21 protein-coding genes and 1 pseudogene are annotated in these 24,917 nt (G+C 62.8%); 15 read left to right on the plus strand and 7 right to left on the minus strand.

The features are described 5' to 3' along the window. The first annotated feature begins 58 nt into the window (after positions 1 to 58). Entirely contained in the window at positions 59 to 976 is a 918-nt protein-coding gene (gene folD / locus AC07W0_RS17495) for a bifunctional methylenetetrahydrofolate dehydrogenase/methenyltetrahydrofolate cyclohydrolase FolD (protein WP_082643919.1), read from the plus strand. A 310-nt stretch (positions 977 to 1,286) separates the two neighbouring features. Here the strand turns inward: folD (AC07W0_RS17495) and AC07W0_RS17500 are convergent, their stop codons facing one another. The 5 genes from AC07W0_RS17500 to glnT all read right to left on the minus strand — a co-directional run bounded on the left by AC07W0_RS17500 (position 1,287) and on the right by glnT (position 7,087). Continuing rightward, complete coding sequence (locus AC07W0_RS17500) at positions 1,287 to 2,612, minus strand: ammonium transporter (protein WP_102618269.1); 1,326 nt, start codon at positions 2,610 to 2,612, stop codon at positions 1,287 to 1,289. Positions 2,613 to 2,800: 188 nt separating this feature from the next. Next, positions 2,801 to 4,123 carry an FMN-binding glutamate synthase family protein gene (locus tag AC07W0_RS17505; protein WP_102618270.1) on the minus strand — a complete coding sequence of 441 codons (1,323 nt, stop codon included), beginning with the start codon at positions 4,121 to 4,123 and terminating at the stop codon, positions 2,801 to 2,803. A gap of 15 nt (positions 4,124 to 4,138) precedes the next feature. Further along, a complete protein-coding gene (locus tag AC07W0_RS17510; protein ID WP_046383914.1) occupies positions 4,139 to 4,813 on the minus strand; it encodes a GltB/FmdC/FwdC-like GXGXG domain-containing protein in 675 nt (224 codons plus the stop codon). A gap of 11 nt (positions 4,814 to 4,824) precedes the next feature. Then, complete coding sequence (locus AC07W0_RS17515; protein ID WP_046383915.1) at positions 4,825 to 5,730, minus strand: class II glutamine amidotransferase; 906 nt, start codon at positions 5,728 to 5,730, stop codon at positions 4,825 to 4,827. Between the two features lie 22 nt (positions 5,731 to 5,752). Beyond that, positions 5,753 to 7,087 (minus strand): type III glutamate--ammonia ligase, encoded by a 1,335-nt coding sequence (glnT, locus tag AC07W0_RS17520; protein WP_057005902.1) that lies wholly within the window; start codon positions 7,085 to 7,087, stop codon positions 5,753 to 5,755. A gap of 282 nt (positions 7,088 to 7,369) precedes the next feature. On the opposite strand from glnT, the gene AC07W0_RS17525 reads away from it, so the two are divergent. The 8 genes from AC07W0_RS17525 (at position 7,370) to AC07W0_RS17560 (ending at position 16,108) form a co-directional block, all read left to right on the plus strand. Continuing rightward, on the plus strand, positions 7,370 to 7,969 hold the full coding sequence (locus AC07W0_RS17525; RefSeq protein ID WP_078834999.1) for a helix-turn-helix domain-containing protein: 600 nt from the start codon (positions 7,370 to 7,372) through the stop codon (positions 7,967 to 7,969). 283 nt (positions 7,970 to 8,252) lie between these two features. Beyond that, on the plus strand, positions 8,253 to 9,119 hold the full coding sequence (gene purU / locus AC07W0_RS17530; RefSeq protein ID WP_046383918.1) for a formyltetrahydrofolate deformylase: 867 nt from the start codon (positions 8,253 to 8,255) through the stop codon (positions 9,117 to 9,119). After that, positions 9,116 to 10,021, plus strand: a complete 906-nt coding sequence (gene folD, locus AC07W0_RS17535; protein WP_102618271.1) for a bifunctional methylenetetrahydrofolate dehydrogenase/methenyltetrahydrofolate cyclohydrolase FolD — start codon at positions 9,116 to 9,118, stop codon at positions 10,019 to 10,021. The genes purU and folD (AC07W0_RS17535) overlap by 4 nt, the downstream gene beginning before the upstream one ends. Continuing rightward, a complete protein-coding gene (locus tag AC07W0_RS17540) occupies positions 10,003 to 11,244 on the plus strand; it encodes an FAD-dependent oxidoreductase (RefSeq protein ID WP_046383920.1) in 1,242 nt (413 codons plus the stop codon). Before folD (AC07W0_RS17535) ends, AC07W0_RS17540 begins: the two co-directional genes overlap by 19 nt. 13 nt (positions 11,245 to 11,257) lie before the next feature. Next, positions 11,258 to 11,557: a sarcosine oxidase subunit delta gene (locus AC07W0_RS17545; RefSeq protein ID WP_057005905.1), complete on the plus strand. Its 300-nt coding sequence runs from the start codon at positions 11,258 to 11,260 to the stop codon at positions 11,555 to 11,557. Beyond that, on the plus strand, positions 11,554 to 14,451 hold the full coding sequence (locus AC07W0_RS17550) for a 2Fe-2S iron-sulfur cluster-binding protein (protein ID WP_102618272.1): 2,898 nt from the start codon (positions 11,554 to 11,556) through the stop codon (positions 14,449 to 14,451). Before AC07W0_RS17545 ends, AC07W0_RS17550 begins: the two co-directional genes overlap by 4 nt. A gap of 3 nt (positions 14,452 to 14,454) precedes the next feature. Continuing rightward, entirely contained in the window at positions 14,455 to 15,027 is a 573-nt protein-coding gene (locus AC07W0_RS17555; protein WP_102618273.1) for a sarcosine oxidase subunit gamma, read from the plus strand. 595 nt (positions 15,028 to 15,622) lie between these two features. Further along, positions 15,623 to 16,108: a flavin reductase family protein gene (locus AC07W0_RS17560; RefSeq protein WP_046383924.1), complete on the plus strand. Its 486-nt coding sequence runs from the start codon at positions 15,623 to 15,625 to the stop codon at positions 16,106 to 16,108. On the opposite strand, the gene AC07W0_RS17565 is transcribed toward AC07W0_RS17560, so the two are convergent. Next, the gene (locus AC07W0_RS17565; protein ID WP_102618274.1) at positions 16,105 to 16,380 is read right to left on the minus strand and encodes a hypothetical protein; all 276 of its coding nucleotides are present in this window, start codon (positions 16,378 to 16,380) and stop codon (positions 16,105 to 16,107) included. The two genes, AC07W0_RS17560 and AC07W0_RS17565, sit on opposite strands and share 4 nt — an antisense overlap. 188 nt (positions 16,381 to 16,568) lie before the next feature. On the opposite strand from AC07W0_RS17565, the gene AC07W0_RS17570 reads away from it, so the two are divergent. Beyond that, positions 16,569 to 17,612, plus strand: a complete 1,044-nt coding sequence (locus AC07W0_RS17570) for an LLM class flavin-dependent oxidoreductase (protein WP_046383926.1) — start codon at positions 16,569 to 16,571, stop codon at positions 17,610 to 17,612. 50 nt (positions 17,613 to 17,662) lie between these two features. On the opposite strand, the gene AC07W0_RS17575 is transcribed toward AC07W0_RS17570, so the two are convergent. Then, positions 17,663 to 18,838: a XylR family transcriptional regulator gene (locus AC07W0_RS17575; RefSeq protein WP_046383927.1), complete on the minus strand. Its 1,176-nt coding sequence runs from the start codon at positions 18,836 to 18,838 to the stop codon at positions 17,663 to 17,665. A 139-nt stretch (positions 18,839 to 18,977) separates the two neighbouring features. On the opposite strand from AC07W0_RS17575, the gene xylA reads away from it, so the two are divergent. From xylA to AC07W0_RS17600, 5 genes and pseudogenes are all read left to right on the plus strand, one after another. Then, positions 18,978 to 20,294: a xylose isomerase gene (xylA, locus tag AC07W0_RS17580; protein ID WP_046383928.1), complete on the plus strand. Its 1,317-nt coding sequence runs from the start codon at positions 18,978 to 18,980 to the stop codon at positions 20,292 to 20,294. 232 nt (positions 20,295 to 20,526) lie between these two features. Then, on the plus strand, positions 20,527 to 21,525 hold the full coding sequence (gene xylF / locus AC07W0_RS17585; protein ID WP_017847900.1) for a D-xylose ABC transporter substrate-binding protein: 999 nt from the start codon (positions 20,527 to 20,529) through the stop codon (positions 21,523 to 21,525). 135 nt (positions 21,526 to 21,660) lie between these two features. Further along, the gene (gene xylG, locus AC07W0_RS17590; protein WP_102618275.1) at positions 21,661 to 23,205 is read left to right on the plus strand and encodes a D-xylose ABC transporter ATP-binding protein; all 1,545 of its coding nucleotides are present in this window, start codon (positions 21,661 to 21,663) and stop codon (positions 23,203 to 23,205) included. Next, complete coding sequence (locus tag AC07W0_RS17595; protein WP_102618276.1) at positions 23,206 to 24,342, plus strand: sugar ABC transporter permease; 1,137 nt, start codon at positions 23,206 to 23,208, stop codon at positions 24,340 to 24,342. A gap of 465 nt (positions 24,343 to 24,807) precedes the next feature. Then, positions 24,808 to 24,917: pseudogene (locus tag AC07W0_RS17600) on the plus strand (DUF6124 family protein); the annotation flags it as partial.

The raw sequence follows: 24,917 nt of genomic DNA on the forward strand, positions 1-24,917 counted from the left end.
GTGGGCTGCCTATCGCTGAGGGATTTATCCCTCAGCGCCCCTATTTCTCCAGACAATGGTGACGCTTTTGACCAGCACTCTCCCTTCCCTTGCCCGCGATATCGACGGCAAGGCCATTTCTGCCCAGGTTCTCGACGAGGTTCGCGAAGAGGTCCTGCTGCTTGCCGCGCAAAAAATCTTCCCGGCCCTGGCTGTCGTGCTGGTGGGCGACGATCCGGCCAGCGAAGTGTATGTGCGCAACAAACTGCTGCGGGCCAAGGAAGTCGGGATTCGCTCCCTTGAATACCGGCTGCCGGATGACGCCAGCCAGGCGCAAGTGCTCGACCTGCTGGCCCAGTTGAACGCCGACGTTTCGGTCAACGGCGTGCTGGTGCAGTTGCCGTTGCCGGCGCATATCGATGAGGCGGCCGTGATCCATGCGATTGACCCGATCAAGGACGTGGACGGTTTCCACCGTGAGAACGTCGGCGGCCTGGTGCAAGGCATCGAGGTGCTCACGCCTTGCACGCCCAGCGGCTGCATGCGCCTGCTGCATGAAACCTGCGGCGATTTGAGTGGCTTGCACGCGGTGGTGATTGGCCGCTCGAACATCGTCGGCAAACCGATGGCGACCCTGCTGTTGCAGGCCAACTGCTCGGTCACCGTGGTGCATTCACGCAGCGTCGATGCTCAGGCATTGTGCCGCTTGGCCGATATCGTCGTCGCTGCGGTCGGGCGGCCGCAGTTGATCGATGCCAGCTGGCTCAAGCCTGGCGCGGTGGTGATCGATGTGGGGATCAACCGCATCAGCACCGAGACCGGTACGCGGTTGGTGGGCGATGTGGACTACGCCAGCGCACGCACCGTGGCCAGCGCGATTACGCCGGTGCCGGGTGGTGTGGGACCGATGACGATTGCCTACCTGCTGAAAAACACCCTGGTGGCGAGCCAGTTGCAACGCAAAGCCCTGCCCCGAGCGCTGGCGCTGCACCTGTAGGAGCGAGCTTGCTCGCGAAAACCGTCCAGGCAACGCGGTCATCCAGGATGCCTGCGTTATCGTTAACGACCTTCGCGAGCAAGCTCGCTCCTACAGGGTTCTCAGGGGTTGTAGGCGGCCAGGTCCAGGCCCATCTCTTCCACCGACTCATGGGCACGCAGGCTGAAGAACAAAGCCCTGCCCCAGGCGCTGGCGCTGTACCTGTAGGAGCGAGCTTGCTCGCAAAAAACGTCCAGGCAACGCGGTCATCCAGGATGCCCGCGTTATCGTTAACGATCTTCGCGAGCAAGCTCGCTCCTACAGTGGGCCGTTAGTGGTTGTAGGCGCGCTCGTTGTGCTCGGCCAGGTCCAGGCCCATTTCTTCCACCGACTCATGGGCACGCAGGCCGACCAGGGCATTGACCACCTTGAGGATGATCCAACTGACCACGAAGCAGTACACCGTGGTCAGCAACACCCCCTTGATCTGGGCGACGACTTGGCCGCCCATGGTCACGCCTTCCACCAGGCCGCCCATGGACGGCACGCAGAACACCCCGGTGAGCACCGCGCCGATCATGCCGCCGATGCCGTGCAGGCCGAATACGTCGAGGCTGTCGTCGTAGCCGAAGCGCCGCTTCAACACGGTCACGCTCAAGTAGCAGAACACCCCGCACAGCAAGCCGATGGCCAACGCGCCGCCGACGCCGACATAGGCGCACGCCGGGGTGATCCCCACCAGACCGGCCAATGCACCGCTGGCCAGGCCCAGGGCGCTGGGTTTGCCGACCTTGAACCACTCGGTGAACATCCAGCCGAGAATCCCCGCACAAGCGCCCAGTTGGGTGTTGAGCATGACAATCCCCGAGGTGCCGTTGAGGCCGCCGCCGGAGCCGATATTGAAGCCGAACCAGCCGACCCAGAGCATCGCCGCACCGGCCATGGTCAGGCTCAGGTTATGCGCGGGCATCGGCGTGTTCTGGTAGCCCTTGCGCTTGCCGAGGATCAGGCATGCGGCGAGCGCGGCCACACCGGCGTTGATGTGTACGGCAGTGCCACCGGCAAAGTCGAGCACGCCCCAGTTATGCATCAAGGCCCCCGAACCGCCCCAGACCATATGCGCCACCGGGGCATACACCAGGGTGAACCAGATGGCCATGAACAGCAGCGCCGCCGAGAACTTCATGCGTTCGGCGAAGGCGCCGGCGATCAGCGCCGGGGTGATGATCGCGAAGGTCATCTGGAAGGTCACAAACACGCCTTCCGGAATATCCCCCACCAGGCTCTCGGGGGTCATGCCCGCCAGGAACGCGCGGCTCAGGCCGCCGACAAAACTGTTGAAGGTCACCTGCCCTTCGACCATGCCCGTGGTGTCCACCACCATGCTGTAGCCGTAGATCACCCACAGCACGCCCACCAGCCCGGCGACGCCAAAACACTGGGTGAACAGCGAGAGCATGTTTTTCGCCCGGACCAGCCCGCCGTAGAACAGCGCAAGCCCCGGCAGGCACATGAACAGCACCAGCACCGCGGCGGTGACCATCCAGGCGGTGCTGCCGGTGTTCAAGGTGGGCGCATCGGCGGCCTGCGCCAAGGGGGCGAAGGCACTGGCGGCCAATAAGCCGAAGAGGGATTTGCCGAGAAGACGATTGATCATGTTCAAAGCTCCTGCAAAAGATAGGGGAGATGCATGTAGGAGCGAGGGGGACGCCTAGTTCTTGCTCGCGAAAAACGTCCAGGCAACGCGGTCATCCAGGATGCCCGCGTTATCGTTAACGACCTTCGCGAGCAGGCTCGCTCCTACAGGGGTGGAACGCCGTAGCAGCCGGCAAGCCGGCTCGTCACTCAGTAACCGGAACCCGGTATCCAACGGGTCCCCGCCAACGGCACCCGGGCCATGGCGGCCGACTCCACCGTCAGCGCCACCAGGTCCTCGGGGTCGAGGTTGTGCAGGTGCGACTTGCCGCACGCACGGGCCATGGTCTGGGCTTCCAGCACCATCACCCGCAGGTAGTTGGCCAAACGACGCCCGCCTTCCACCGGGTCCAGGCGTTTCGACAGCTCCGGGTCCTGGGTGGTGATGCCGGCCGGGTCGCGGCCGTTCTGCCAGTCGTCGTAGAAGCCGGCGGCCGAGCCGATCTTTTTCAGTTCCGCGTCCAGCCGTGGGTGGTTGTCGCCCAGGGCAATCAACGCCGCCGTGCCGATGGCCACCGCATCCGCGCCCATCGCCATGGCCTTGGCCACATCGGCGCCGTTGCGAATCCCGCCCGACACAATCAACTGGACCTTGCGGTGCATGCCCATCTCTTGCAAAGCCTGTACCGCTTGCGGGATCGCCGACAAAATCGGGATACCGACGTGTTCGATGAACACTTCCTGGGTCGCCGCGGTGCCACCCTGCATGCCGTCGAGTACGATCACGTCGGCACCGGCCTTGACCGCCAGCTTCACGTCGTAATACGGCCGGCTGGCGCCGATTTTCACGTAGATCGGTTTTTCCCAATCGGTGATTTCGCGCAACTCGGCAATCTTGATCGCCAGGTCGTCCGGGCCGGTCCAGTCCGGGTGGCGGCAGGCGCTGCGCTGGTCCACGCCGATCGGCAAGGTACGCATGCCGGCCACGCGTTCGGTGACCTTCATGCCCAGCAACATGCCGCCACCGCCGGGCTTGGCGCCCTGGCCGAGGACGATCTCGATGGCGTCGGCCTTGCGCAGGTCATCGGGGTTCATGCCGTAGCGCGACGGCAGGTACTGGTACACCAGGTGCCGGGACTGGCCGCGCTCTTCCGGGGTCATGCCGCCGTCACCGGTGGTGGTGCTGGTGCCGGCGATACTCGCACCACGGCCCAGGGCTTCCTTGGCGTTGGCCGACAACGCACCGAAACTCATGCCGGCGATGGTCACCGGGATCTTCAGGTAGATCGGCTTCTTGGCGAAGCGGTTGCCGAGGATCACATCGGTGCCGCACTTCTCGCGATAGCCTTCCAGCGGGTAACGCGACACGCTGGCGCCCAGCAGCAGCAAGTCATCGAAGTGCGGCAACTTGCGCTTGGTACCGCCGCCGCGAATGTCGTAGATGCCGGTTTCGGCGGCACGCTGGATTTCCTGGATGGTCAGGCGGTCGAAGGTGGCCGACTCGCGCAACACTGGAGGGTTTTTTTCACTCATGGTGTAGCTCCTGGTTCAGTACGCGGAGGCGTTATCGACTTTGAAGTTGTACAGCTGGCGGGCCGAGCCGTAGCGCTTGAAATCCGCCGCGCGGTGGGCGAAACCGGCGCGATCGAGCAGCTCCTGCAGCTCTTGCAGGTGCTCGCTGCGCATCTCTTTTTCGACGCAATCGGAGCCCAGCGACTCGACCGTGCCCTTCACGTAGATGTGGGTCTCGTACAGCGAATCGCCCAGCGCATCGCCGGCATCGCCGCAGACGACCAGACGCCCGGCCTGGCCCATGAAGCAGCTCATGTGGCCGATGCTGCCGCCGACCACGATGTCGATGCCTTTCATGGAAATCCCGCAACGCGCCCCCGCGTCGCCTTCGATCACCAGCAAGCCGCCATGGGCCGTGGCCCCGGCCGCCTGGGACGCGCTGCCTTTTACGCGCACCGAACCAGACATCATGTTCTCGGCGCAGCCCACGCCGACGTTGCCGTGTACGGTGATCGACGCCTGTTGGTTCATGCCCGCGCAGTAGTAGCCGGCGTGGCCTTCGATATCGATGGACACCGCCTGATTCACCCCCACCGCAAGGTTGTGCTTGCCGTTGGAGTGGGTGACGCGCCACTCGTTGTCGATGGCCTGGGCGTGCAGCGCCTGGTTGAGGTCACGCACGGTGGCGGTGGAAAGGTCGATGGTTTTCATGTGTGCGCTCCTTAAGCTGACTGGCGTTCCCAGATGTACAAAGTGGCCGGTGCGGGCTCCCAGATGCGGGCATTCTCGATGCCTGGCAGGCTCGACAGCGCCTGGTACTCGGAGGCCATGGCGACGTAGTCGTCGGTCTCGGCGAGGATCGCCGGCTTGCACGCGATCGGATCGCGGATCACCGCAAAACCGTTGCGCGTGCCGATGGCGAAGGTGAAGAAGCCGTCGAGGTCTTCCAGGGCGTGGTCCAGCGCGTCTTTGAGCGAGTCGCCCTGTTGCAGGCGCCAGGTCAGGTAGCCGGCGGCGACTTCGGTGTCGTTGTCGGTTTCGAAATGGATGCCTTCGCGCTTGAGTTCCTGGCGCAGGCGGAAGTGGTTCGACAGCGAACCGTTATGCACCAGGCACAGGTCGGCACCGGTGGAAAACGGGTGGCTGCCTTCCATGGTCACCGCGCTTTCGGTGGCCATACGGGTGTGGCCGATGATGTGGCTGCCCTGCATGCTCGCCAGGCCGAAGCGCTGGGAAATCTCCTGGGGCAGGCCCATGCCCTTGAGGATCTCGATGCTCTGCCCGGCGCTCATGACGCGCACGCTCGGCGCCAGTTCGGCCAGGGCCAGGCGTACCGGGGCTTCGTCGGCGTGGACCTTCAACACGGCGGCGCTGGCGTTCTGAAACCAGTCCAGCGAACAGCCCAGGCGCCCTTCCAGCTCGCCCATCAGGGCTTTCCAGTCGAAGGCCTCGGTGGTCGCTTGCAGGGTCAGCTTGACCCAGCCGTCGGCGACTTCATCACCGTAGATGGCAAAGCCCGCACTGTCCGGGCCACGGTCGGTCATAGCCTGCAACATCGGTTCAAACAGCTGGCCGAGTTGGGGTTCCAGCCGGGGGTTTTTCAGGTACAGACCTACGATTCCACACATATCAAGTCTCCGTCACACGGTGTCAGAAAAATTCGGTATAGCGCTGGACTTCCCAGTCGCTCACATGGCGGCTGTATTCCACCCACTCCATGCGCTTGAGTTTGATGAACTCACCCACGATCTGCGGGCCGAGCACCTCGGCGAACAGCGGGTCGGCTTCCAGCGCGTCGCAGGCTTCCTTGAGGGATTGCGGCAAGGTCTTGATGCCGCGCTCGGCGATCTGTTCCAGGCTCAGGCTGTAGAGGTTTTCATTGCAGACGTGGTCGATTTCCAGCTGGCGATCGATACCGTCCAGGCCCGCCGCGATGATCGCGGCGCTGACCAGGTAAGGGTTGCAGCCGGCATCCGGCAGGCGGAACTCCAGGCGGCCGTAAGGCACGCGCACCATGGCCGAACGGTTGTTGGCGCCAAACGCGATAAAGGCCGGGGCCCAGGTGGCGCCGGACAGCGAGTGGCCCACCACCAGGCGCTTGTAGGAGTTGACGGTGGGCGCGGCGAACGCACACAGCGCCGGGCCATGGGCGAGCAGGCCGGCGGCGAAGTGATAGGCCAGCTTCGACAGGCCCATGCCGCTCGGGTCGCTGGCGTCGTGGAACAGGTTCTTGTTCTCGGCGCTGCTGATCGACAGATGAAAGTGCATGCCGTTGCCGGCGCGCTTCGGGTCGGGCTTGGGCATGAAGGAACAGATCATGCCCAGGTCATTGGCGATCTCGCCGGCAGCCATGCGGAAGAAGGTGAAACGGTCGGCCGAGGTCAGGGCGTCGCTGTAGGTGTAGTTGATCTCGAACTGGCCGTTGGCGTCTTCGTGGTCGATCTGATAGACCTCGAAATCCACCGCCTGCAAGGCTTCGGTCAGGCGCTCCAGGAATACCCGCGAGCGCGACAGGCCCTTGTAGTCGTAGCAGGGCTTGTCGAGGTTGTCGCTGGGGTCGACCAGTTGCAGCTTGCCCTGCTCGTCGCGGCGCATCAGGTTGAATTCGGGTTCCAGGCCGGTGTTCAGCGTCCAGCCCTTGTCCTGCAGGCGCTGCACCTGCTGCTGCAGCACGTAGCGGCTATCAAAGGGATGGGGCTTGCCGTCGACATGCCCGACGCACACCACACGCCCGTAACCCGGCTGCCAGGGCACCGGGGTCAGCGTGGACAGGTCACCCCGCGCCATGAAGTCCGGGCCGTGGGGTTCCATGCCCATGCCGCTGATGGCAAACCCGGCAAACCCGGCGCCCTCTTCGGCCACCGTTTTGAGCCCGCAAATCGGCACCGACTTGGTCTTGGCCGCACCGTGTATATCCACAAACTGCGCAAGCACGTACTTGATGCCGTACTTGTCGATGATGCGCTGGGTTTCTGCTGGCAACATTGCGTGTCACTCCTCGCGAAAGGCAAAACCGTGTGGGTGGGCCTGGACTGTCTTTTTATTCCTAAAAAGAAAGTTAGTTTCTCCACAGGAATGCAATACCCTTGCCAGATTCGCGAGCGGCCGATTGAAGTGCCGGTGAAAGCGCTTTTGTGCTGTATATATGGGAAAATTGTTTTCCCCGTGGGAATACGTGCCTGGGCACGGCCGCCAAGCGCCGCTGCTTGCACTTTCCTAGTGCGAAACTAATATTACTGAACGGAAAGCGTGCAGGATCTGATGACTATGTCCACCGAAACCGCCCCCCGCCTCAAACTCGAGCAATACTTGGGTTTGCAGATCAAACGCCAGCGCCAGGCCCAGGACCTGAAGCTGTCCGACGTGGCGAAGATTGCCGATATCAGCCAGGGCATGTTGAGCAAGATCGAAAACGCCCAGGTCTCCACCAGCCTCGACACCCTCAGCCGCCTGTGCGATGTGCTCGGGCTGCCGTTATCGAAATTATTCGCCGAATACGATCAACAGGACGGCAGTGCCTTGCTGGTCAAGGCCGACCAAGGCATGGAAGTGGTGCGCCGGGGGACGGAAAAGGGGCATACCTACCATCTGCTCAACCATACCCGGGGGCCGAAGAAGAGCTTCGAGGCGTACATGGTCAGCATGGATGACGCCAGCGAGGAGTTCCCGACCTTTGCCCACCCTGGGACCGAGTTTCTGCACTTGTTGGAAGGGGAGCTGATTTATCGGCATGGGAATCAGCTGTATCGGATGGAAGCCGGCGACAGCCTGACGTTCGAGGGCGAGATTCCCCATGGGCCGGAGCAATTGGTGCGGGTGCCGATTCGCCTGCTGTCGATCATGAATTACGGCAACGACAAAGAATAATCCGGACTCGCGATACACCTGAAGCACAGAGATCCAATTGTGGGAGGGGGCAAGCCCCCTCCCACATTTTTAACAGCGTTCGATGCCGCTGAGCCTGTAGAAAATTTCCCCTCAGTTAAAAAACTTTCCCAAAACCCCTAGACGCCCCGCGTCCATTCCCCTATAAAGCCACTTCAGGAATATTTTATTCCTCACAAGAAAATGCGCTCACGGAATGAGCCTGCTGTCCTCTGACGTTTTTTCGCTATGCGATGAGCTGCCGCCATCATCCCGAGGACGTGTCATGCAACACGAAAAAAACCATTTCATCATCAAGGTCACTTGTCCCGCGGTGTCCGGCATTGTCGCTGCCGTCACCACGTACCTGGCGGACAACGCGTGCTACATCGGGGAGATGGCGCAGTTCGATGATGACTTCAGCGGTCGCTTCTTCATGCGTGCCGTGTTCCGTTTCAACGATGGGCACGCCGGCGACCTGGAACAGATCCGTGCCGGTTTCGCCGACGTCGCCCAGGCCTTCGACATGCAGTGGGCGCTGTACGACACCCGCGAGCCGATGCGCGTGCTGCTGATGGTGAGCAAGTTCGACCACTGCCTCACCGACCTGCTCTACCGCTACCACAAGGGCGAGATGGACATGACCATCACCGCCATCGTCTCCAACCACCTCGACCTGCGGCCCATGGCCGAGCGCGAGGGCATCCGCTTTATCTACCTGCCCGTGACCAAGGACACCAAAGCCGCGCAGGAAGCCGAGCTGATGAAGATCGTCGACGACACCCGCACCGAACTGGTGGTGTTGGCGCGCTACATGCAGATCCTCTCCGACGACCTGTGCCGGCAACTGTCGGGGCGCGCGATCAATATCCACCATTCGTTCCTGCCCGGTTTCAAAGGCGCCAAGCCCTATCACCAGGCCTATCAGCGTGGCGTGAAGTTGATCGGCGCCACCGCGCATTATGTGACCAGCGACCTGGATGAGGGCCCGATCATCGAGCAGGAAGTGCAGCGCGTGGACCACGTGTACAAGCCCGACGACCTCGTCGCCATCGGCCGCGACACCGAAACCGTGGCCCTGTCCAAGGCGGTCAAGTACCACCTGGAGCATCGGGTGTTCCTCAACCAGGACAGAACGGTGGTGTTCCGGTGAGCGCGCCCAAACTGATCGACGGCAAAGCCGCCGCCGCACGGGTACTGCTGCAAGTGCGCGAAGACGTGGCGCGCCTGCACGAGCAAGCCATTCAACCGGCCCTGGCGGTAATCCTGGTGGGCAACGACGCCGCCAGCCAGGTGTATGTGCGCAACAAGATCCTGCGCGCCGAAGAAGTGGGCATCCGCTCCGTGGAGCATCGGCTGCCCAGCGACACCAGCACCGAACAACTGTTGATCCTGATCGCCCAGTTGAATGCCGACCCGGCGATCCACGGCATTCTCCTGCAATTGCCGCTGCCCAAGCAGATGGACGAACTGCGCGCCCTGGAAGCCATCGCGCCGCAGAAAGACGTCGACGGTTTCCACAGCCAGAACGTCGGCGGCCTCAGCCAGGGGCGCGCCGTGCTCACGCCCTGCACTCCCAGCGGTTGCCTGTACCTGCTGGAGCAAACCTGTGGCGACCTGCGCGGTAAACACGCGGTGGTGGTCGGCCGCTCGAACATCGTCGGCAAGCCCATGGCGGCGCTGCTGCTCAAGGCCGATTGCTCGGTGACGGTGCTGCATTCGCGCAGCCACAACGCCCAGGCCCTGTGCCGCCAGGCCGACATCGTGATCGCCGCCGTGGGCCGCCCACGCTTGATCGATGCCAACTGGCTCAAACCCGGCGCGGTGGTGATCGACGTCGGCATCAACCGTATCGATGACGACGGCCGCAGCCGCCTGGTGGGCGATGTCGACTTTGACGCCGCCCTGCCCCACGTCGCCGCCATCACCCCGGTCCCCGGCGGTGTCGGCCCGATGACCATTGCCTTCCTGATGAAAAACACCGTGACCGCCGCCCTTGCGCAACATCACGCCCTACGCAGCCAATCGGAGGCCGTATGCCATTCAATCTATTGAAATACGGGCTGAGTTCGGAGTACCCGGTGGAGGTGGATCTGCCGCCGCCCAAAGAACTCAAGTCGAGTTACGACGTGGTGATCATCGGCGCCGGCGGCCACGGCCTGGCGACCGCCTACTACCTGGCCAAGTACCACGGCATCAGCAACATTGCCGTGCTGGAAAAGTCCTATCTGGGCGGCGGCAACACCGCGCGTAACACAGCGGTGATCCGCTCCAACTACCTGACCAGCGAAGGGGTGCGCTTCTACGCCGAGTCAGTGAAGATGTTCCAGGCGCTGTCCAACGAATTCGATTTCAACATCATGTACTCCGAGCGCGGCCAACTGACCCTGGCCCACACCGACGCCACCGTGCGTTCGTTCCGCCAGCGCGCCGAGGTCAACAAGCACTTCGGCGGGCGCACCGAGATGATCGACCGCCAGCAGATCCGCGAACTGGTGCCCAGCCTCAACCTCGACCCCGGCCACCTGCCGGTGCTCGCCGGGCTCTGGCACATCGACGGCGCCACCGCGCGCCACGATGCCGTGGCCTGGGGCTACGCCAAGCAGGCGGCCAAGCGCGGCGTGGAAATCCATCAGCTCACCGAAGTGCAAGACCTGATCATTGAAAACGGCGCCATCACCGCGGTGAAAACCAATCGCGGCACCATCCGGTGCGGCTGCGCGGTGCAGGCGATTGCCGGGCACAGCTCACTGTTGATGGCCAAGGCCGGCATCCGCTCGCCGATCCAGACCTTCCCGCTGCAGGCCATGGTCACCCAGCCGTTCAAGCCGTTCCTCGACCCGCTGGTGAGTTCCTCGGCCCTGCACTGCTACGTGCAGCAAACCAGTCGCGGCGAAGTGGTGTTCGGCGGCGGTTCCGACCCCTACCCGCTGTTCAACACACGCTCGACCCTGGACCTCAAGGAAAGCCTGCTGGCCCATGCCATCGAGATGTTCCCGTTCCTGGCCAACGCCAAGTTGATGCGCCAGTGGGCCGGGATCACCGACATGACCCCGGACTACAGCCCGATCATGGGCCTGTCGCCGGTGAAGAATTACTACCTCGACGCCGGTTGGGGCACCTGGGGTTTCAAGGCCACGCCGATCTGCGGCAAGACCATGGCCGAGTTGGTCGCCAGCGGCGGCAAGGTGCCGGAGCTGATCAAACCCTTTGGCCTCGAACGTTTCTCGACCTTCCAGCAAGTCAATGAGATGGGCGCCACGGCGGCCAGTCACTGATGGAGAGCGGACTATGAAAATCATGATGTGCCCGCTCAACGGGCCGCGCAATATCAGCGAGTTCACCTACGGCGGCGAGTTCAAGCCCATGCCCGATCCGGTCAACTGCAGCGACGCCGAATGGGCCGACTACGTGTTCAACACCGACAACCTCGCCGGTGTAGTGCGTGAATGGTGGATGCACACGCCGTCCAGCTACTGGTTCCTCGCCGAGCGCCACACCGTCACCGACGAGATCCTGCGCACCTTCGATCCCAAGGAACTGTTCACCCACCGCGTCGACTTCAACACCCCCCAGGAGATCGCCGGATGAACCGCCTCCCCGCCCCCATGGGCCTGCTGATCCAACGCGATCAGCCACTCGATTTCAGTTTCGACGGCCACCCCTACCAGGGCCTGCAGGGCGACAGCATCGCCAGCGCCCTGCTCGCCAACGGGCGCTTTCTGATGTCGCGCTCGTTCAAATACCACCGCCCACGCGGGCCGCTGAGCATGGCCGGCCAGGACGCCAACAGCCTGGTGCAATTGCCCCAGGAACCCAACGTGCTGGCCGATGCCCACGCGCTGAGCAACGGCCTGGCGGTGACCGCGCAGAACGTCAACGGCACGCTGGACCACGACCGCGATGCCTATATGGGCAAGTTCTCCAAATTCATGCCGGTGGGTTTCTACTACCGCTCGTTCTACAAGCCCAAGGGCATGTGGAAAGTGTGGGAGCCGATCATCCGTAAAAAAGCCGGCCTGGGCGTGCTCGACCTGAACTTCCAGCCCGAGTACTACGACAAGGCCTACCTGTTCACCGACCTCGCCGTCATCGGCGCCGGCCCCGCCGGCTTGCAGGCGGCGCTGACCGCCGCGGATGCCGGGGCGAAGGTGCTGCTGATCGAGCAGCAGCCGATCCTCGGCGGTTCGCTCACTTATGCGCGCTTCGATATCGCCGGCACCCGCGCCGACAGCCTGCGCCGCGAATTGCTCAGCGCGGTGCAGCAACACGCGAATATCCAGGTGCTCACCGAGGCCACCTGCAACGCCTGGTTCACCGACAACTACCTGCCGGTGATCCAGGGCAAGCGCCTGTACAAGGTGCGCGCGCAGCAGTGCCTGGTGTGCAGCGGCTCGTTCGACCAGCCGGTGATCTTTCGCAACAACGACCTGCCCGGGGTGATGCTGACCAGCGCCGCGCAACGCCTGATCAAGCTCTACGCCGTCAAGCCCGGCAAACGCGCGGTGGTGCTCACCGGCAACGATGACGGTTACCTCGCTGCCCTCGACCTGCATGACCAGGGCGTGGACGTCGCCGCCGTGATCGACCTGCGCCACGCCCCCGCCGACCAGGCCCTGGCCGGCGCGCTGGCGCAGCGCAAGATCCGTTGCCTGACTAACAGCACGGTGTTCGAGGCCTTGCATGAAAAAGGCCTGCGCCATGTGAAGGGTGTTGATGTGCGCCAGATCACCGCCCAGGGCCAGGTCAGCGACAAGGGGCAGGTGATCGACTGCGACCTGCTGTGCATGTCGGCCGGCTATATGCCGGTGTACCAACTGCTGTGCCAGGCCGGCGGCAAATTGGCCTATGAGGACTCGCGTGCGGAGTTCAGCCTCAGCGGCCTGCCGCAGAACCTGAATGTGGCCGGTTCGGTCCACGGTCGGCACCAACTGGACAATGTGCTGGCGGACGCGAGCAACGCCGCCCACGACATCGCCCTCGCCCTCGGCTTGAGCCCTGCCGCAGCGCGTACCCCGCTGCGCAGCGAAGCCCAGGTCAACTTCAACTGGCCGATCTTCCCGCACCCCAAGGGCAAGGATTTCGTCGACTTCGACGAAGACCTGCAAGTGGCGGATATCGTCAACGCCACCCGCATCGGCTACCGCGATGTGCAGTTGGTGAAACGCTACTCCACCGTCGGCATGGGCCCGTCCCAGGGCCGCCACTCGGCGTTGCCGACCGCGCGCCTGGTGGCCTGGGCGACCCAGCGCAATATCAGCGAAACCGGGGTCACCACCGCACGGCCGCCGTTCGTGGCGGAGAAACTCGCCCACGTCGCCGGGCGCGCCTTCGACCCCTACCGGCAAACGCCGATGCATGCGCGGCACCTGCAGGCCGGGGCGAAGATGATGCCCGCCGGCATCTGGCAGCGCCCGGCCTATTACGGCAAGGCCGAGGACCGCGACGCCTGCATGCAGGCCGAAGCCCTGCATGTGCGCAACAAGGTCGGGCTGATCGATGTGTCCACCCTCGGCGGCCTGGACGTGCGCGGCCCGGATGCCGCCGAACTGCTCAACCGGATGTACACCTTCGCATTTCTCAAGCAGCCGGTGGGCCGTTCGCGTTATGCGCTGATGACCAATGAACACGGGGTGGTGATCGACGACGGCGTGTGCGCGCGGCTGGCCGACAAGCACTTCTACGTCACCGCCACCACCAGCGGCGTCGACCGTATCTACCAGCAGATGATCAAGTGGAACGCGCAATGGCGCCTGGACGTGGATGTGGCCAACGTCACCGCCGCGATCTGTGCGGTGAACGTGGCCGGGCCGGATTCGCGCAAAGTGCTGGAACAGCTGTGCAGCGACCTCGACCTGAGCGCCGAGGGTTTCCCTTACCTGGGCGTGCGCCAGGGCACGGTGGCCGGGATCAAGGCGCGGCTGCTGCGGGTCGGTTTCGTCGGCGAACTGGGTTATGAAATCCACGTTGCCGCACGTCATGGCCTGGCATTGTGGGATGCGTTGATGGCCGCCGGCAAAGCCTTCGACATTCGCCCCTTCGGCGTCGAAACCCAGCGCCTGCTGCGCCTGGAAAAAGGCCACGTGATCATCAGCCAGGACACCGACGGCATGACCCACCCGGCGGAAATCGACATGAGCTGGGCCGTCAGCCGCAACAAACCGTTCTTCATCGGCCGCCGCTCGGTGGACATCCTCGAAGCCCAACCGCTCAAACGCAAACTGGTCGGCTTCAGCTTGCCCAAGGGCAGCGTGCAGCCGCTGGAAGGCCACCTGGTGCTCAACGGCCCGGACATCAGCGGCAACGTCACCTCGTGTGAATACTCCGCCAGCCTGGGCCGGATCATCGGCCTGGCCTACGCCGGGATCGACCAGAGCACACCGGGGCAATGCATTCCGATTCGCGTCGAAGGCGGCATCGTCGTCCAGGCCGAAGTGGTGCAGCTACCGTTCTTCGACCCCACCAACCAACGCCAGGAGGGTTAAGCCATGACCAGTCTGAAAACCCACGAATTGCTCACGCCGCCCTGCCGCCTGATCGACCAGACCGACCTGCCCCGGGTCGGCTTTCGCGGCGCACACAGCGCCGAGTACCTCACGGCCCGCGGCTTCACCCTGCCCGACGCGCCCAACCGAGCGACCGCGCAGGCGGACGGCAGCTGGGTGGCGCGCCTGTCACAGAACGAATACCTGCTGCTGGGCAGCCCGGCGGACCAGGGCCAGCGCATCGCCGATGAAGAAGCGCGCTGGGAACTCGACCACCGCGCCCACTACCTGCTGCCGCGCCAGGACAGTCATGCTTGCGTGCTGCTCAGCGGCGCGGTGATTGCCCAAGTGATGGCCAAGCTGTGCGGCGTCGATCTCAGTTTTCCGGCCTTCAAGCCGGGAGCGGTGGCGCAGACGGCGGCGGCACGGATCAATGTGATCGTCATCCACTCGGGAAGCGTGGACGCGCCAGCGTTCCACATCCTCTGGGACCGCGCCTCGAAGGACTACTTCGACGGCGCGTTGCGGGATGCGTTGGAGGAGTTTGGCGGGGTGGGGCTTGCCGATCGCGCGTAAAACCAGGGTCAACGCGGCGCTCTCGGGTTTTTCGCGAGCAAGCTCGCTCCTACAGATGACCCCGTCACCGTAGGAGCGGAGCTTGCTCGCGAGGAACGTTAACGATGACGCGGTAAGCCAGGATTAACGCAGCGGCATCAGGTTTTTCGCGAGCAAGCTCGCTCCTACAGATGACCCCGTCGCCGTAGGAGCGGAGCTTGCCCGCGAGGGTCGTTAACGATGACGCGGTAAGCCAGGGTCAACGCCGCGCTCTCGCCAGAAAAACCTGTTCAGTCGGTATACCCCAACCGCCCCGCCCTGACCGCCTGCGTGTGCTGTCGCGTCGCCAGGCAGCAATCGATGAGGATCACGCCCGACAGCGCCACACGCCCCCCAGTTTTTCACACGACTGATCCGTAGCTCTGGCGCTAATCTGATCTGCTAATGTGCCGCATGGCCAATAGCCATTTATCGCCTTTACCCCAGTATTTATTGGATACAAGACCAAGAATTGACGTTCATCGGGCGATTGAAAAAGCAGTTGCATGCTTTGTATTACGGTATACCATCATACCTACAAGCTTATAAAAACCGCTCCACCGCCGAGGACCGTCCCATGATCGATGCCGCTATCTACAAACAAGTGATGGGTTCGTTTCCGTCCGGGGTCACCGTGATCACCACGCTCGATGACGACGGGCAAATCGTCGGGCTGACCGCCAGTGCTTTCAGTTCGTTGTCGATGGACCCGGCGCTGGTGCTGTTCTGCCCCAACTACAGCTCCGACTCGTACCCGGTGTTGATCAAGAACAAACGCTTTGCCATCCATGTGCTCTCCGGCGGCCAGCAAACCGAAGCGTATGCCTTTGCGCGCAAGGGCAAGGACAAGGCCCAAGGCCTCGAATGGACGCTCAGCGAGCGGGGCAATCCGATCCTGGCGAATGCCACGGCGGTGATCGAATGCGAGCTGTGGCGCGAGTACGAAGGCGGTGACCACGCGATCATGGTCGGCTCGGTGAAGAACCTCATCGTGCCCCAGCAGAACGCCGGACCACTGGTGTATTGCCACGGCAAGATGGGCGCATTGCCCATGCCGGCTTAAGCCACACATCCAATCATGTGGGAGGGGGCTTGCCCCCGATGGCGGAGGAACAGCCAGCTTATCTGTAGCTGACCCACCGCTATCGGGGGCAAGCCTCCTCCCACAGTTTGATTGCGGGGTGTCAGCCCCTCCCAGTGGCGTGAGACCACGCGATCACGGTCGGCTCGGTGAAGAACCTCATGCACGTTGAGGATGATCAGCACAGCCACCAGAATCACCGGTAGGCTGGCAACCACCGCAAAGGCCAGGATCAGTTTTTGTTTTATGTTCATCGGGCTCGCCTTCCTTGTGAGGTGGGGGTGTAACCGTTGGAGAGAAAAGTTTTGTGGATATTCCATATTATGGTATACCAACAATCAATCCGCCGAACAGCCGTTATCCCCGGCAAGCGTTACAACGGCGAGAGCACTTAGGGGCCCGCGGTCGACAGGCCGATCACAATAGATCCGAGGTAAGCGTCATGAAGTTTTCCCTGTTCGTACACATGGAACGTTGGGACGAGAGCATCAGCCACCGCCAGTTGTTCGAAGACTTGACCGAATTGACCCTGATGGCCGAAGCCGGTGGCTTCAGCACCGTCTGGATTGGCGAACACCACGCCATGGAATACACCATATCGCCAAGCCCAATGCCGTTGCTGGCTTACCTCGCGGCCAAGACCACCACCATTCACCTGGGCGCCGGCACCATCATCGCGCCGTTCTGGCACCCGCTGCGGGTGGCGGGTGAATGCGCCTTGCTCGACGTGATCAGCAACGGCCGCATGGAAGTCGGCCTGGCCCGTGGCGCCTACCAGGTTGAGTTCGACCGCATGGCCGGCGGCATGCCCGCTTCCAGCGGCGGCCAGGCGCTGCGCGAAATGGTCCCGGTGGTGCGCGCGTTGTGGCAAGGCGACTACGCCCACGACGGCGATATCTGGAAATTCCCCACCTCCACCAGCGTGCCCAAGCCCGTACAGAAGCCCAACCCGCCGATGTGGATCGCCGCCCGCGACCCGGACTCCCACAACTTCGCAGTGGCCAACGGCTGCAACGTGATGGTCACGCCGCTGATGAAGGGCGACGAAGAAGTCCTGGACCTGAAAAACAAATTCCAGACCGCCCTCGACAACAACCCCGGCGTGCCGCGCCCGCAATTGATGGTGCTGCGCCACACCCACGTACACGCCGCCGACGACCCGGAAGGCTGGAAAGTCGGGGCCAAGGCGATCTCCAAGTTCTATCGCACCTTCGATGCCTGGTTCGGCAACAAGGAAGTGCCGGTCAATGGCTTCCTGGCGCCAAGCCCGGAAGAAAAATTCGCCGGCCGCCCGGAGTTCGAGCTGGACAGCCTGCACAAGACCGCGATGATCGGCACCGCCGCAGAAATCATCCCGCGCATCAAGTACTACCAGGAACTGGGCGTGGATGAGTTCAGCTTCTGGTGCGACAACAGCCTGCCCCATGCCGAGAAGAAAAAGTCCCTGGCGCTGTTTATCGAGCAGGTCGTGCCAGCGTTTCGTTGATCGGTGAATGACCAAGCCGCTTGCCTCTTCACGGAGCAAGCGGCTTTTTTCTAGGCCGCGCCTTGCTGGTATTCCCGCGGCGTACAGCCAAACTCACGGCGAAACACCGTATGCAGGTACTGCGCCGACTTGAAGCCGCACTGCTGCGCCACATCGGCAATCGCCAGGGCGTGGTTTTCCAGGCCCTTGGCGGCGGCGGCGAGTTTGAAGCGCAGGATCTCGTCATGCACGCTGCACCCGCGTGTCTTGCGAAAGTGCGATTCCAGGGATGAACGCGATACACCGACATACGCCGCGACCTGGGCGGTCTTGATGCCCTGGCAGGCGTACTGGCGGATGAACAGCAGCGCCTGCATCACATACGGATTGCCCAACGGCTGATGCAAGCTGGAAGCCTGCACATTGATTGCATCCGGTGGCACCAGGATCTGCGTGCCGGTGCAGGGTTTGCCGTGCAGCATCTGATGCAGCAGCGCGGCGGCCGTGCGGCCCATGGTTTCCGTGCCCTGGATCACCGAACTCAGCGGCACCCGCGTGAGGGTGCGAGTCAGCGGGTCGTTGTCGATGCCGATCAGCGCCACCTCCTCCGGCACGGCGATACCGGCAGTGAGGCAGGCCTGCAGCAATTGCCGGGCGCGGGCGTCGGTGACGGCGATGATGCCGATGGGCTTGGGCAGGCTTTGCAGCCAGGCGATCTGCTGCTCCACCGCGCTGTCCCACAACGGCGCGCTGGTGCCCAGGCCGCGGTACACCTCCACCGGCAAACCATCACGTTGCAGCAGGCGCTTGAAGGCCTTTTCGCGCTCCTGGGCCCAGCGATTGGCCTGGGCTGGCGGCAGGCTGAAACAGGCAAACCGGGTCAGTCCGGCCTCGATCAAATGCTCATACGCCAGCTTCATCAGCGCATGGTTGTCGGTGGCCACGTAGGGGATGCCCCTGGGGTAGGCACGCGCATCCTCATAGGAACCGCCCACCGCCACCACCGGCAGCTTGATATCGGCCAGTGCCTCGCCGATCAGCGGGTCGTCGAAGTCGGCAATGATGCCGTCGCCCTGCCAGCGCTCGATGCCTTTGAGGCGGCACAAAAAATCTTCCTCCAGGAACAAATCCCAGGACGCGCGGGTGCTGCTCAGGTAATTGCCGATGCCGGTGATGATGCCGCGGTCATAGATTTTGCTGCCGTTGAACAGCAAGGCGATGCGGTGGACGGGCGGTAGGGTTTTCATTGTTTTTGTCCTGAGGCCGGTCGCCACAGGTTAGACCCCAGCACTCAAAATCGCACTACACCTTGACGATTTTCATAATCGCCGGGCCCAGTGCCGTTGCTAGTATCCAGACACCGCCAAGAACAATAAGGAACACGCCATGACGTACTTCCCCGGTGTCGAGAAGGTTCGCTTCGAAGGCCCCGCCAGCGACGCCCCCCTCGCCTTTCGCCACTACGACGCCAACAAACTGATCCTCGGCAAACCGATGCGCGAACACCTGCGCATGGCCGCCTGTTATTGGCACACCTTCGTCTGGCCCGGCGCGGATATGTTTGGCATGGGCACCTTCAAGCGCCCGTGGCAGCGCAGCGGCGAGCCGATGGAAGTGGCGATCGGCAAGGCCGAGGCGGCCTTTGAGTTTTTCTCCAAGTTGGGCATCGACTACTACAGTTTTCACGACACCGATGTGGCGCCGGAAGGCAGCTCGCTCAAGGAATACCGTAACCACTTCGCGCAGATGGTCGATCACCTCGAACGCCACCAGGAACAGACCGGCGTCAAACTGCTGTGGGGCACCGCCAATTGCTTCAGCAACCCGCGCTTTGCCGCCGGCGCCGCCAGTAACCCGGACCCGGAGGTGTTCGCCTACGCCGCCGCCCAGGTGTGCAGCGCGATGAACGCCACGCTGCGGCTCAAGGGCGCCAATTATGTGCTGTGGGGCGGCCGCGAAGGTTACGAAACCCTGCTCAATACCGACCTCAAGCGCGAGCGCGAACAGCTCGGGCGCTTTATGCACATGGTGGTGGAGCACAAGCACAAGATCGGCTTCAAGGGCGACCTGCTGATCGAACCCAAGCCCCAGGAGCCGACCAAGCACCAATACGATTACGACAGCGCCACGGTGTTCGGCTTCCTGCATGAGTACGGCCTGGAACACGAGATCAAGGTGAATATCGAGGCCAACCACGCGACCCTGGCCGGGCACAGCTTTCATCATGAGATCGCCACCGCCGTGTCCCTCGGGATCTTCGGCAGCATCGACGCCAACCGCGGCGACCCGCAGAACGGCTGGGACACCGACCAGTTCCCCAACAGCGTCGAGGAGATGACCCTCGCGACGTATGAAATCCTCAAGGCCGGCGGCTTCAAGAATGGCGGCTACAACTTCGATTCCAAGGTGCGCCGCCAGAGCCTGGACGAGATCGACCTGTTCCACGGCCACGTCGCCGCCATGGATGTGCTCGCCCTGGCGCTGGAACGCGCGGCGGCGATGGTGCAGAACGATCGGTTGCAGCAGTTCAAGGACCAGCGCTATGCCGGCTGGCAGCAACCGTTGGGCCAGGCGGTACTGGCGGGCGAATTCAGCCTGGAATCCCTGGCCGAACATGCGTTTGCCCACGAGCTCAACCCGCAGGCCGTGAGTGGTCGGCAGGAGATGCTCGAAGGCGTGGTCAATCGGTTTATCTACACCTGATCACGCAGCCCCCTGTGTAGGAGCGAGCTTGCTCGCGAAAATCGTGAACTCGACACGTTTATCCAGGCATCACGCGTCATCGTTGACGTTTTTCGCGAGCAAGCTCGCTCCTACACAGGGGGCGGCGGTGACATTTGCGCGACAAATCTACGCACAGAGCGTCGAGGGACGCTCTACAGTTCTACCCGCATCACGCTGTGTCTTTCCAACAACAATAAAAGGACGCACCACCATGAAGTCATTTAAACGCACCCTGCTCGCCTCTGCCCTGGCCCTGCTCGCCCTGCCGGTCATGGCCGATCCGGCCCATCCGAAAATCGGTTTTTCCATCGACGACCTGCGTCTGGAACGCTGGTCCCGCGATCGTGACTACTTCGTCGCGGCGGCGGAAAAACTCGATGCCAAGGTGTTTGTGCAGTCGGCCGATGCCAACGAGCAAAAGCAGATTTCCCAGATCGAAAACCTGATATCACGCGGCGTCGACGTGATCGTGATCGTGCCGTTCAACGCCACCGTGCTGACCAACGCCATCGCCGAAGCCAAGAAGGCCGGGATCAAGGTGGTGTCGTATGACCGCCTGATCCTCAACGCGGATATCGACGCCTACATCTCCTTCGATAACGAAAAGGTCGGCGAGATGCAGGCCAATGGCGTGCTGCAGGCGGCGCCCAAGGGCAATTATTTCCTGCTCGGCGGTGCGCCCACCGACAACAATGCCAAGGTCCTGCGCGAAGGCCAGATGAAAGTGCTGCAACCGGCCATCGACAAGGGCGACATCAAGATTGTCGGCCAGCAGTGGGTCAAGGAATGGAACCCGACCGAAGCCCTGAGCATCGTCGAAAACGCCCTGACCCGGAACAACAATAAGATCGATGCCATCGTTGCCTCCAACGACGCCACCGCTGGCGGTGCGATCCAGGCCCTGGCCGCGCAGAAACTGGCGGGCAAGGTGCCGATCTCCGGGCAAGACGCCGACCTCGCCGCCGTCAAGCGCGTGATCGACGGCACCCAGACCATGACCGTGTACAAGCCGCTCAAACTGATCGCCACCGAAGCCGCCAAGCTCTCGGTGCAACTGGCGCGCAACGAGAAGCCCACCTACAGCTCGCAATACGACAACGGCAGCAAGAAAGTCGACACCATTCTGCTCACCCCGACCCCGCTGACCAAGGCCAATATCGACCTGTTGGAGAAGGACGGCTTCTACACCAAAGAGCAGATCGGCCTGTAGGAGCGGGCTTGCCCGCGAAAAACGTCAACGATAACGCGGGCATCCTGGATGTGCGCGTTGCCTGAGGGTTCTTCGCGAGCAAGCTCGCTCCTACGGGAAACCGCGTTTCTTCGGCCTTTTGTGTGAGCCATCGCCATGTCGCACTACCTGCTGCAAATGAACGGCATCGTCAAACGCTTTGGCGGTGTCAACGCGCTCAACGGCATCGATATCAAGGTGCGGCCGGGGGAATGTGTCGGCCTGTGCGGCGAGAACGGTGCCGGTAAATCCACCTTGATGAAGGTGCTGTCGGCGGTTTATCCCCATGGCACCTGGGACGGCGAAATCCTCTGGGACGGGCAGCCGCTCAAGGCCCAGTCGATCAGCGAAACCGAGGCGGCCGGCATCGTCATCATTCACCAGGAACTGACCCTGGTGCCGGACCTGTCGGTGGCCGAGAACATCTTCATGGGCCACGAGCTGACCCTGCCCGGCGGGCGCATGAACTACCCGGCGATGCTGCACCGCGCCGAAGCGTTGATGCGCGAGCTGAAGGTGCCGGACATGAACGTCGCGCTGCCGGTGTCGCAGTACGGCGGTGGCTACCAGCAACTGGTGGAAATCGCCAAGGCCCTGAATAAACAGGCGCGCCTGCTGATCCTCGACGAGCCCTCCTCGGCCCTGACCCGCTCGGAAATCGAGGTACTGCTGGAGATCATCAAGGGCCTCAAGGCCAAGGGCGTGGCTTGCGTGTATATCTCCCACAAGCTCGATGAAGTGGCGGCGGTGTGCGACACCATCACGGTGATCCGCGACGGCCAGCACATCGCGACCAGCGCCATGGCCGACATGGATATCCCCCGGATCATCACGCAGATGGTCGGGCGCGAAATGAGCAACCTCTACCCCACCGAGCCTCATGAGATCGGCGAGGTGATGTTCGAAGCGCGCCATGTCACCTGCTACGACGTCGACAACCCCAAGCGCAAACGCGTGGACGACATCTCCTTCGTGCTCAGGCGCGGGGAAATCCTCGGCATTGCCGGGCTGGTCGGCGCCGGGCGCACGGAGCTGGTCTCGGCCTTGTTCGGCGCCTACCCCGGCCGCTACAGCGCGCAAGTCTGGCTGGACGGCCAACTGATCGACACGCGCACGCCGCTCAAATCGATCCGCGCCGGGCTGTGCATGGTGCCCGAGGACCGCAAGCGCCAGGGCATCATTCCCGACCTGGACGTGGGCCAGAACATCACCCTGGCGGTACTCGACACCTACGCGCACCTGACGCGCATCGACGCCGAGGCCGAACTGGGCAGCATCGACCGGCAGATCGCGCGCATGCACCTCAAGACCGCCAGCCCGTTCTTGCCGATCACCAGCCTGTCCGGCGGCAATCAGCAAAAGGCCGTGCTGGCGAAAATGCTCATGGCCAAGCCCAAGGTGCTGATCCTCGACGAGCCCACGCGCGGTGTGGATGTGGGCGCCAAGTATGAGATCTACAAACTGATGGGCGCGCTGGCGGCCGAAGGCGTGGCGATCATCATGGTCTCCTCGGAACTGGCCGAAGTGCTCGGCGTGTCCAACCGCGTGCTGGTGATCGGCGACGGCCAGTTGCGTGGGGATTTCATCAACGAAGGCCTCACCCAGGAACAGGTCCTCGCCGCTGCGCTCAGCCAAAATAATAATGATCGGAAGACCGCTTAGATGAATCAGCTCAAACAGCTGTTTACCCGCTACAAAATGCTCGCGTTGGTGATCGCCGTGGCGTTCATCTGGCTGTTTTTCAGTTGGCAGACCGAGGGCGGTTTCCTCACCCCGCGCAACCTGTCCAACCTGCTGCGGCAGATGTCGATCACCGGGATTCTGGCGTGCGGCATGGTGCTGGTGATCATCAGCGGCGAGATCGATTTGTCGGTGGGCTCGTTGCTCGGCTTGTTGGGCGGGCTCGCGGCGATTCTGGACGTGGTCTATCACCTGCCGCTGCTGGCCAACCTGAGCCTGGTGGCGCTGTGCGGGCTGATGATCGGTTTGGCCAACGGCTACATGACCGCGTACCTGCGCATCCCGTCGTTTATCGTCGGTTTGGGCGGCATGCTGGCGTTTCGCGGGATTCTGCTGGGCATCACCGGCGGCACCACCATCGCGCCGGTGTCGCCGTCGCTGGTGTACGTGGGCCAGGGCTATCTGCCGCATGCGGTGGGCATCGGCCTCGGGATTTTGCTGTTTGCCCTGACCCTGTTTTTGACCTGGAAACAACGGCGCAACCGCGCACTGCATGGCTTGGCCTCACACTCATTGATGCGCGACGTGCTGCGCGTGGCGGTGATCGGCGCGGTGCTGGCCGGGTTCGTCACCATCCTCAACAGCTACGACGGCATCCCTGTGCCGGTGCTGCTGTTGCTGGTGCTGCTCGGCGTGTTCAGCTACGTCACCAGCCAGACCGTATTCGGCCGCCGCGTGTATGCGGTGGGCAGCAACATGGAAGCCACGCGCCTGTCGGGCATCAACGTGCAGGCCGTCAAACTGTGGATCTTCGGCATCATGGGCGTGATGTGCGCCCTCGCCGGCCTGGTCAACACCGCACGCCTCGCCGCCGGTTCACCGTCGGCGGGCAACATGGGCGAACTCGACGCCATCGCCGCCTGCTTTATCGGCGGCACCTCCATGCGCGGCGGCTCGGGCACGGTGTATGGCGCGCTGCTCGGGGCGTTGGTGATTACCAGCCTGGATAACGGCATGTCGATGCTGGATGTGGACAGTTACTGGCAGATGATTGTGAAGGGCAGCATTTTGGTGCTGGCGGTGTGGGTGGATGTGAGTACGCGGGCGGGTCGGCGGTGAGCCCCACTCTCCCATGTGGGAGGGGCGGTGCGACGGTTCGACTTGCCCCCGATGGCGGTGGGTCAGTCACTGCATGAGTGCCTGAACCACCGCCATCGGGAGCAAGCTCCCTCCCACATGGACCGCATTTCATTGGAGTTAGTGGCATTTGGTCATGGTTTTTAAAGGGCCAGCAAGCCGGGTCGCTTTAAATTGCAGGACGTTTCCTAGACAATCTGCGCCGCCTTGTGCCTGTTGGAATCGATGGCTAGTCTGCGGTCCGTCACTGCTCATCAGTGATCGGGTTTAGTCGCCCGGACTCCAAATTCGGCGCAATGGTCCATGCAGTTTATGGTGGCTGTGCGCAGGGCGCCTTTGGGTGCGCCGGAGTTTCCGATTTTGGCCGGTCGACTAACCTGCGTACAGCCGCCACCTTCGTTTAGTCGCGACCGGTTCGGCTCCTTACTCAAAATTCGGAGTTACACCATGAATAAAGTCCTACCCGACCCACCCATCGATCCCACCAAAGACCGCGCTGCCTTCAACCGCGCCATCGACCATTACCTGCCCACCCAAGGTTTCCACGCCGTCAACGA

The sequence above is a fragment of the Pseudomonas sp. GW704-F2 genome (assembly GCF_059423025.1).

Excerpts from the sequence above, each read along its gene's own strand:
- AC07W0_RS17500 (WP_102618269.1), bottom strand. The coding sequence starts at position 2,612 with ATGATCAATCGTCTTCTCGGCAAATCCCTCTTCGGCTTATTGGCCGCC.
- AC07W0_RS17505 (WP_102618270.1), bottom strand. The coding sequence starts at position 4,123 with ATGAGTGAAAAAAACCCTCCAGTGTTGCGCGAGTCGGCCACCTTCGAC.
- AC07W0_RS17510 (WP_046383914.1), bottom strand. The coding sequence starts at position 4,813 with ATGAAAACCATCGACCTTTCCACCGCCACCGTGCGTGACCTCAACCAG.
- AC07W0_RS17515 (WP_046383915.1), bottom strand. The coding sequence starts at position 5,730 with ATGTGTGGAATCGTAGGTCTGTACCTGAAAAACCCCCGGCTGGAACCC.
- glnT (WP_057005902.1), bottom strand. The coding sequence starts at position 7,087 with ATGTTGCCAGCAGAAACCCAGCGCATCATCGACAAGTACGGCATCAAG.
- AC07W0_RS17525 (WP_078834999.1), top strand. The coding sequence starts at position 7,370 with ATGTCCACCGAAACCGCCCCCCGCCTCAAACTCGAGCAATACTTGGGT.
- purU (WP_046383918.1), top strand. The coding sequence starts at position 8,253 with ATGCAACACGAAAAAAACCATTTCATCATCAAGGTCACTTGTCCCGCG.
- AC07W0_RS17540 (WP_046383920.1), top strand. The coding sequence starts at position 10,003 with ATGCCATTCAATCTATTGAAATACGGGCTGAGTTCGGAGTACCCGGTG.
- AC07W0_RS17545 (WP_057005905.1), top strand. The coding sequence starts at position 11,258 with ATGAAAATCATGATGTGCCCGCTCAACGGGCCGCGCAATATCAGCGAG.
- AC07W0_RS17550 (WP_102618272.1), top strand. The coding sequence starts at position 11,554 with ATGAACCGCCTCCCCGCCCCCATGGGCCTGCTGATCCAACGCGATCAG.
- AC07W0_RS17555 (WP_102618273.1), top strand. The coding sequence starts at position 14,455 with ATGACCAGTCTGAAAACCCACGAATTGCTCACGCCGCCCTGCCGCCTG.
- AC07W0_RS17560 (WP_046383924.1), top strand. The coding sequence starts at position 15,623 with ATGATCGATGCCGCTATCTACAAACAAGTGATGGGTTCGTTTCCGTCC.
- AC07W0_RS17565 (WP_102618274.1), bottom strand. The coding sequence starts at position 16,380 with ATGAACATAAAACAAAAACTGATCCTGGCCTTTGCGGTGGTTGCCAGC.
- AC07W0_RS17570 (WP_046383926.1), top strand. The coding sequence starts at position 16,569 with ATGAAGTTTTCCCTGTTCGTACACATGGAACGTTGGGACGAGAGCATC.
- AC07W0_RS17575 (WP_046383927.1), bottom strand. The coding sequence starts at position 18,838 with ATGAAAACCCTACCGCCCGTCCACCGCATCGCCTTGCTGTTCAACGGC.
- xylA (WP_046383928.1), top strand. The coding sequence starts at position 18,978 with ATGACGTACTTCCCCGGTGTCGAGAAGGTTCGCTTCGAAGGCCCCGCC.
- xylF (WP_017847900.1), top strand. The coding sequence starts at position 20,527 with ATGAAGTCATTTAAACGCACCCTGCTCGCCTCTGCCCTGGCCCTGCTC.
- xylG (WP_102618275.1), top strand. The coding sequence starts at position 21,661 with ATGTCGCACTACCTGCTGCAAATGAACGGCATCGTCAAACGCTTTGGC.
- AC07W0_RS17595 (WP_102618276.1), top strand. The coding sequence starts at position 23,206 with ATGAATCAGCTCAAACAGCTGTTTACCCGCTACAAAATGCTCGCGTTG.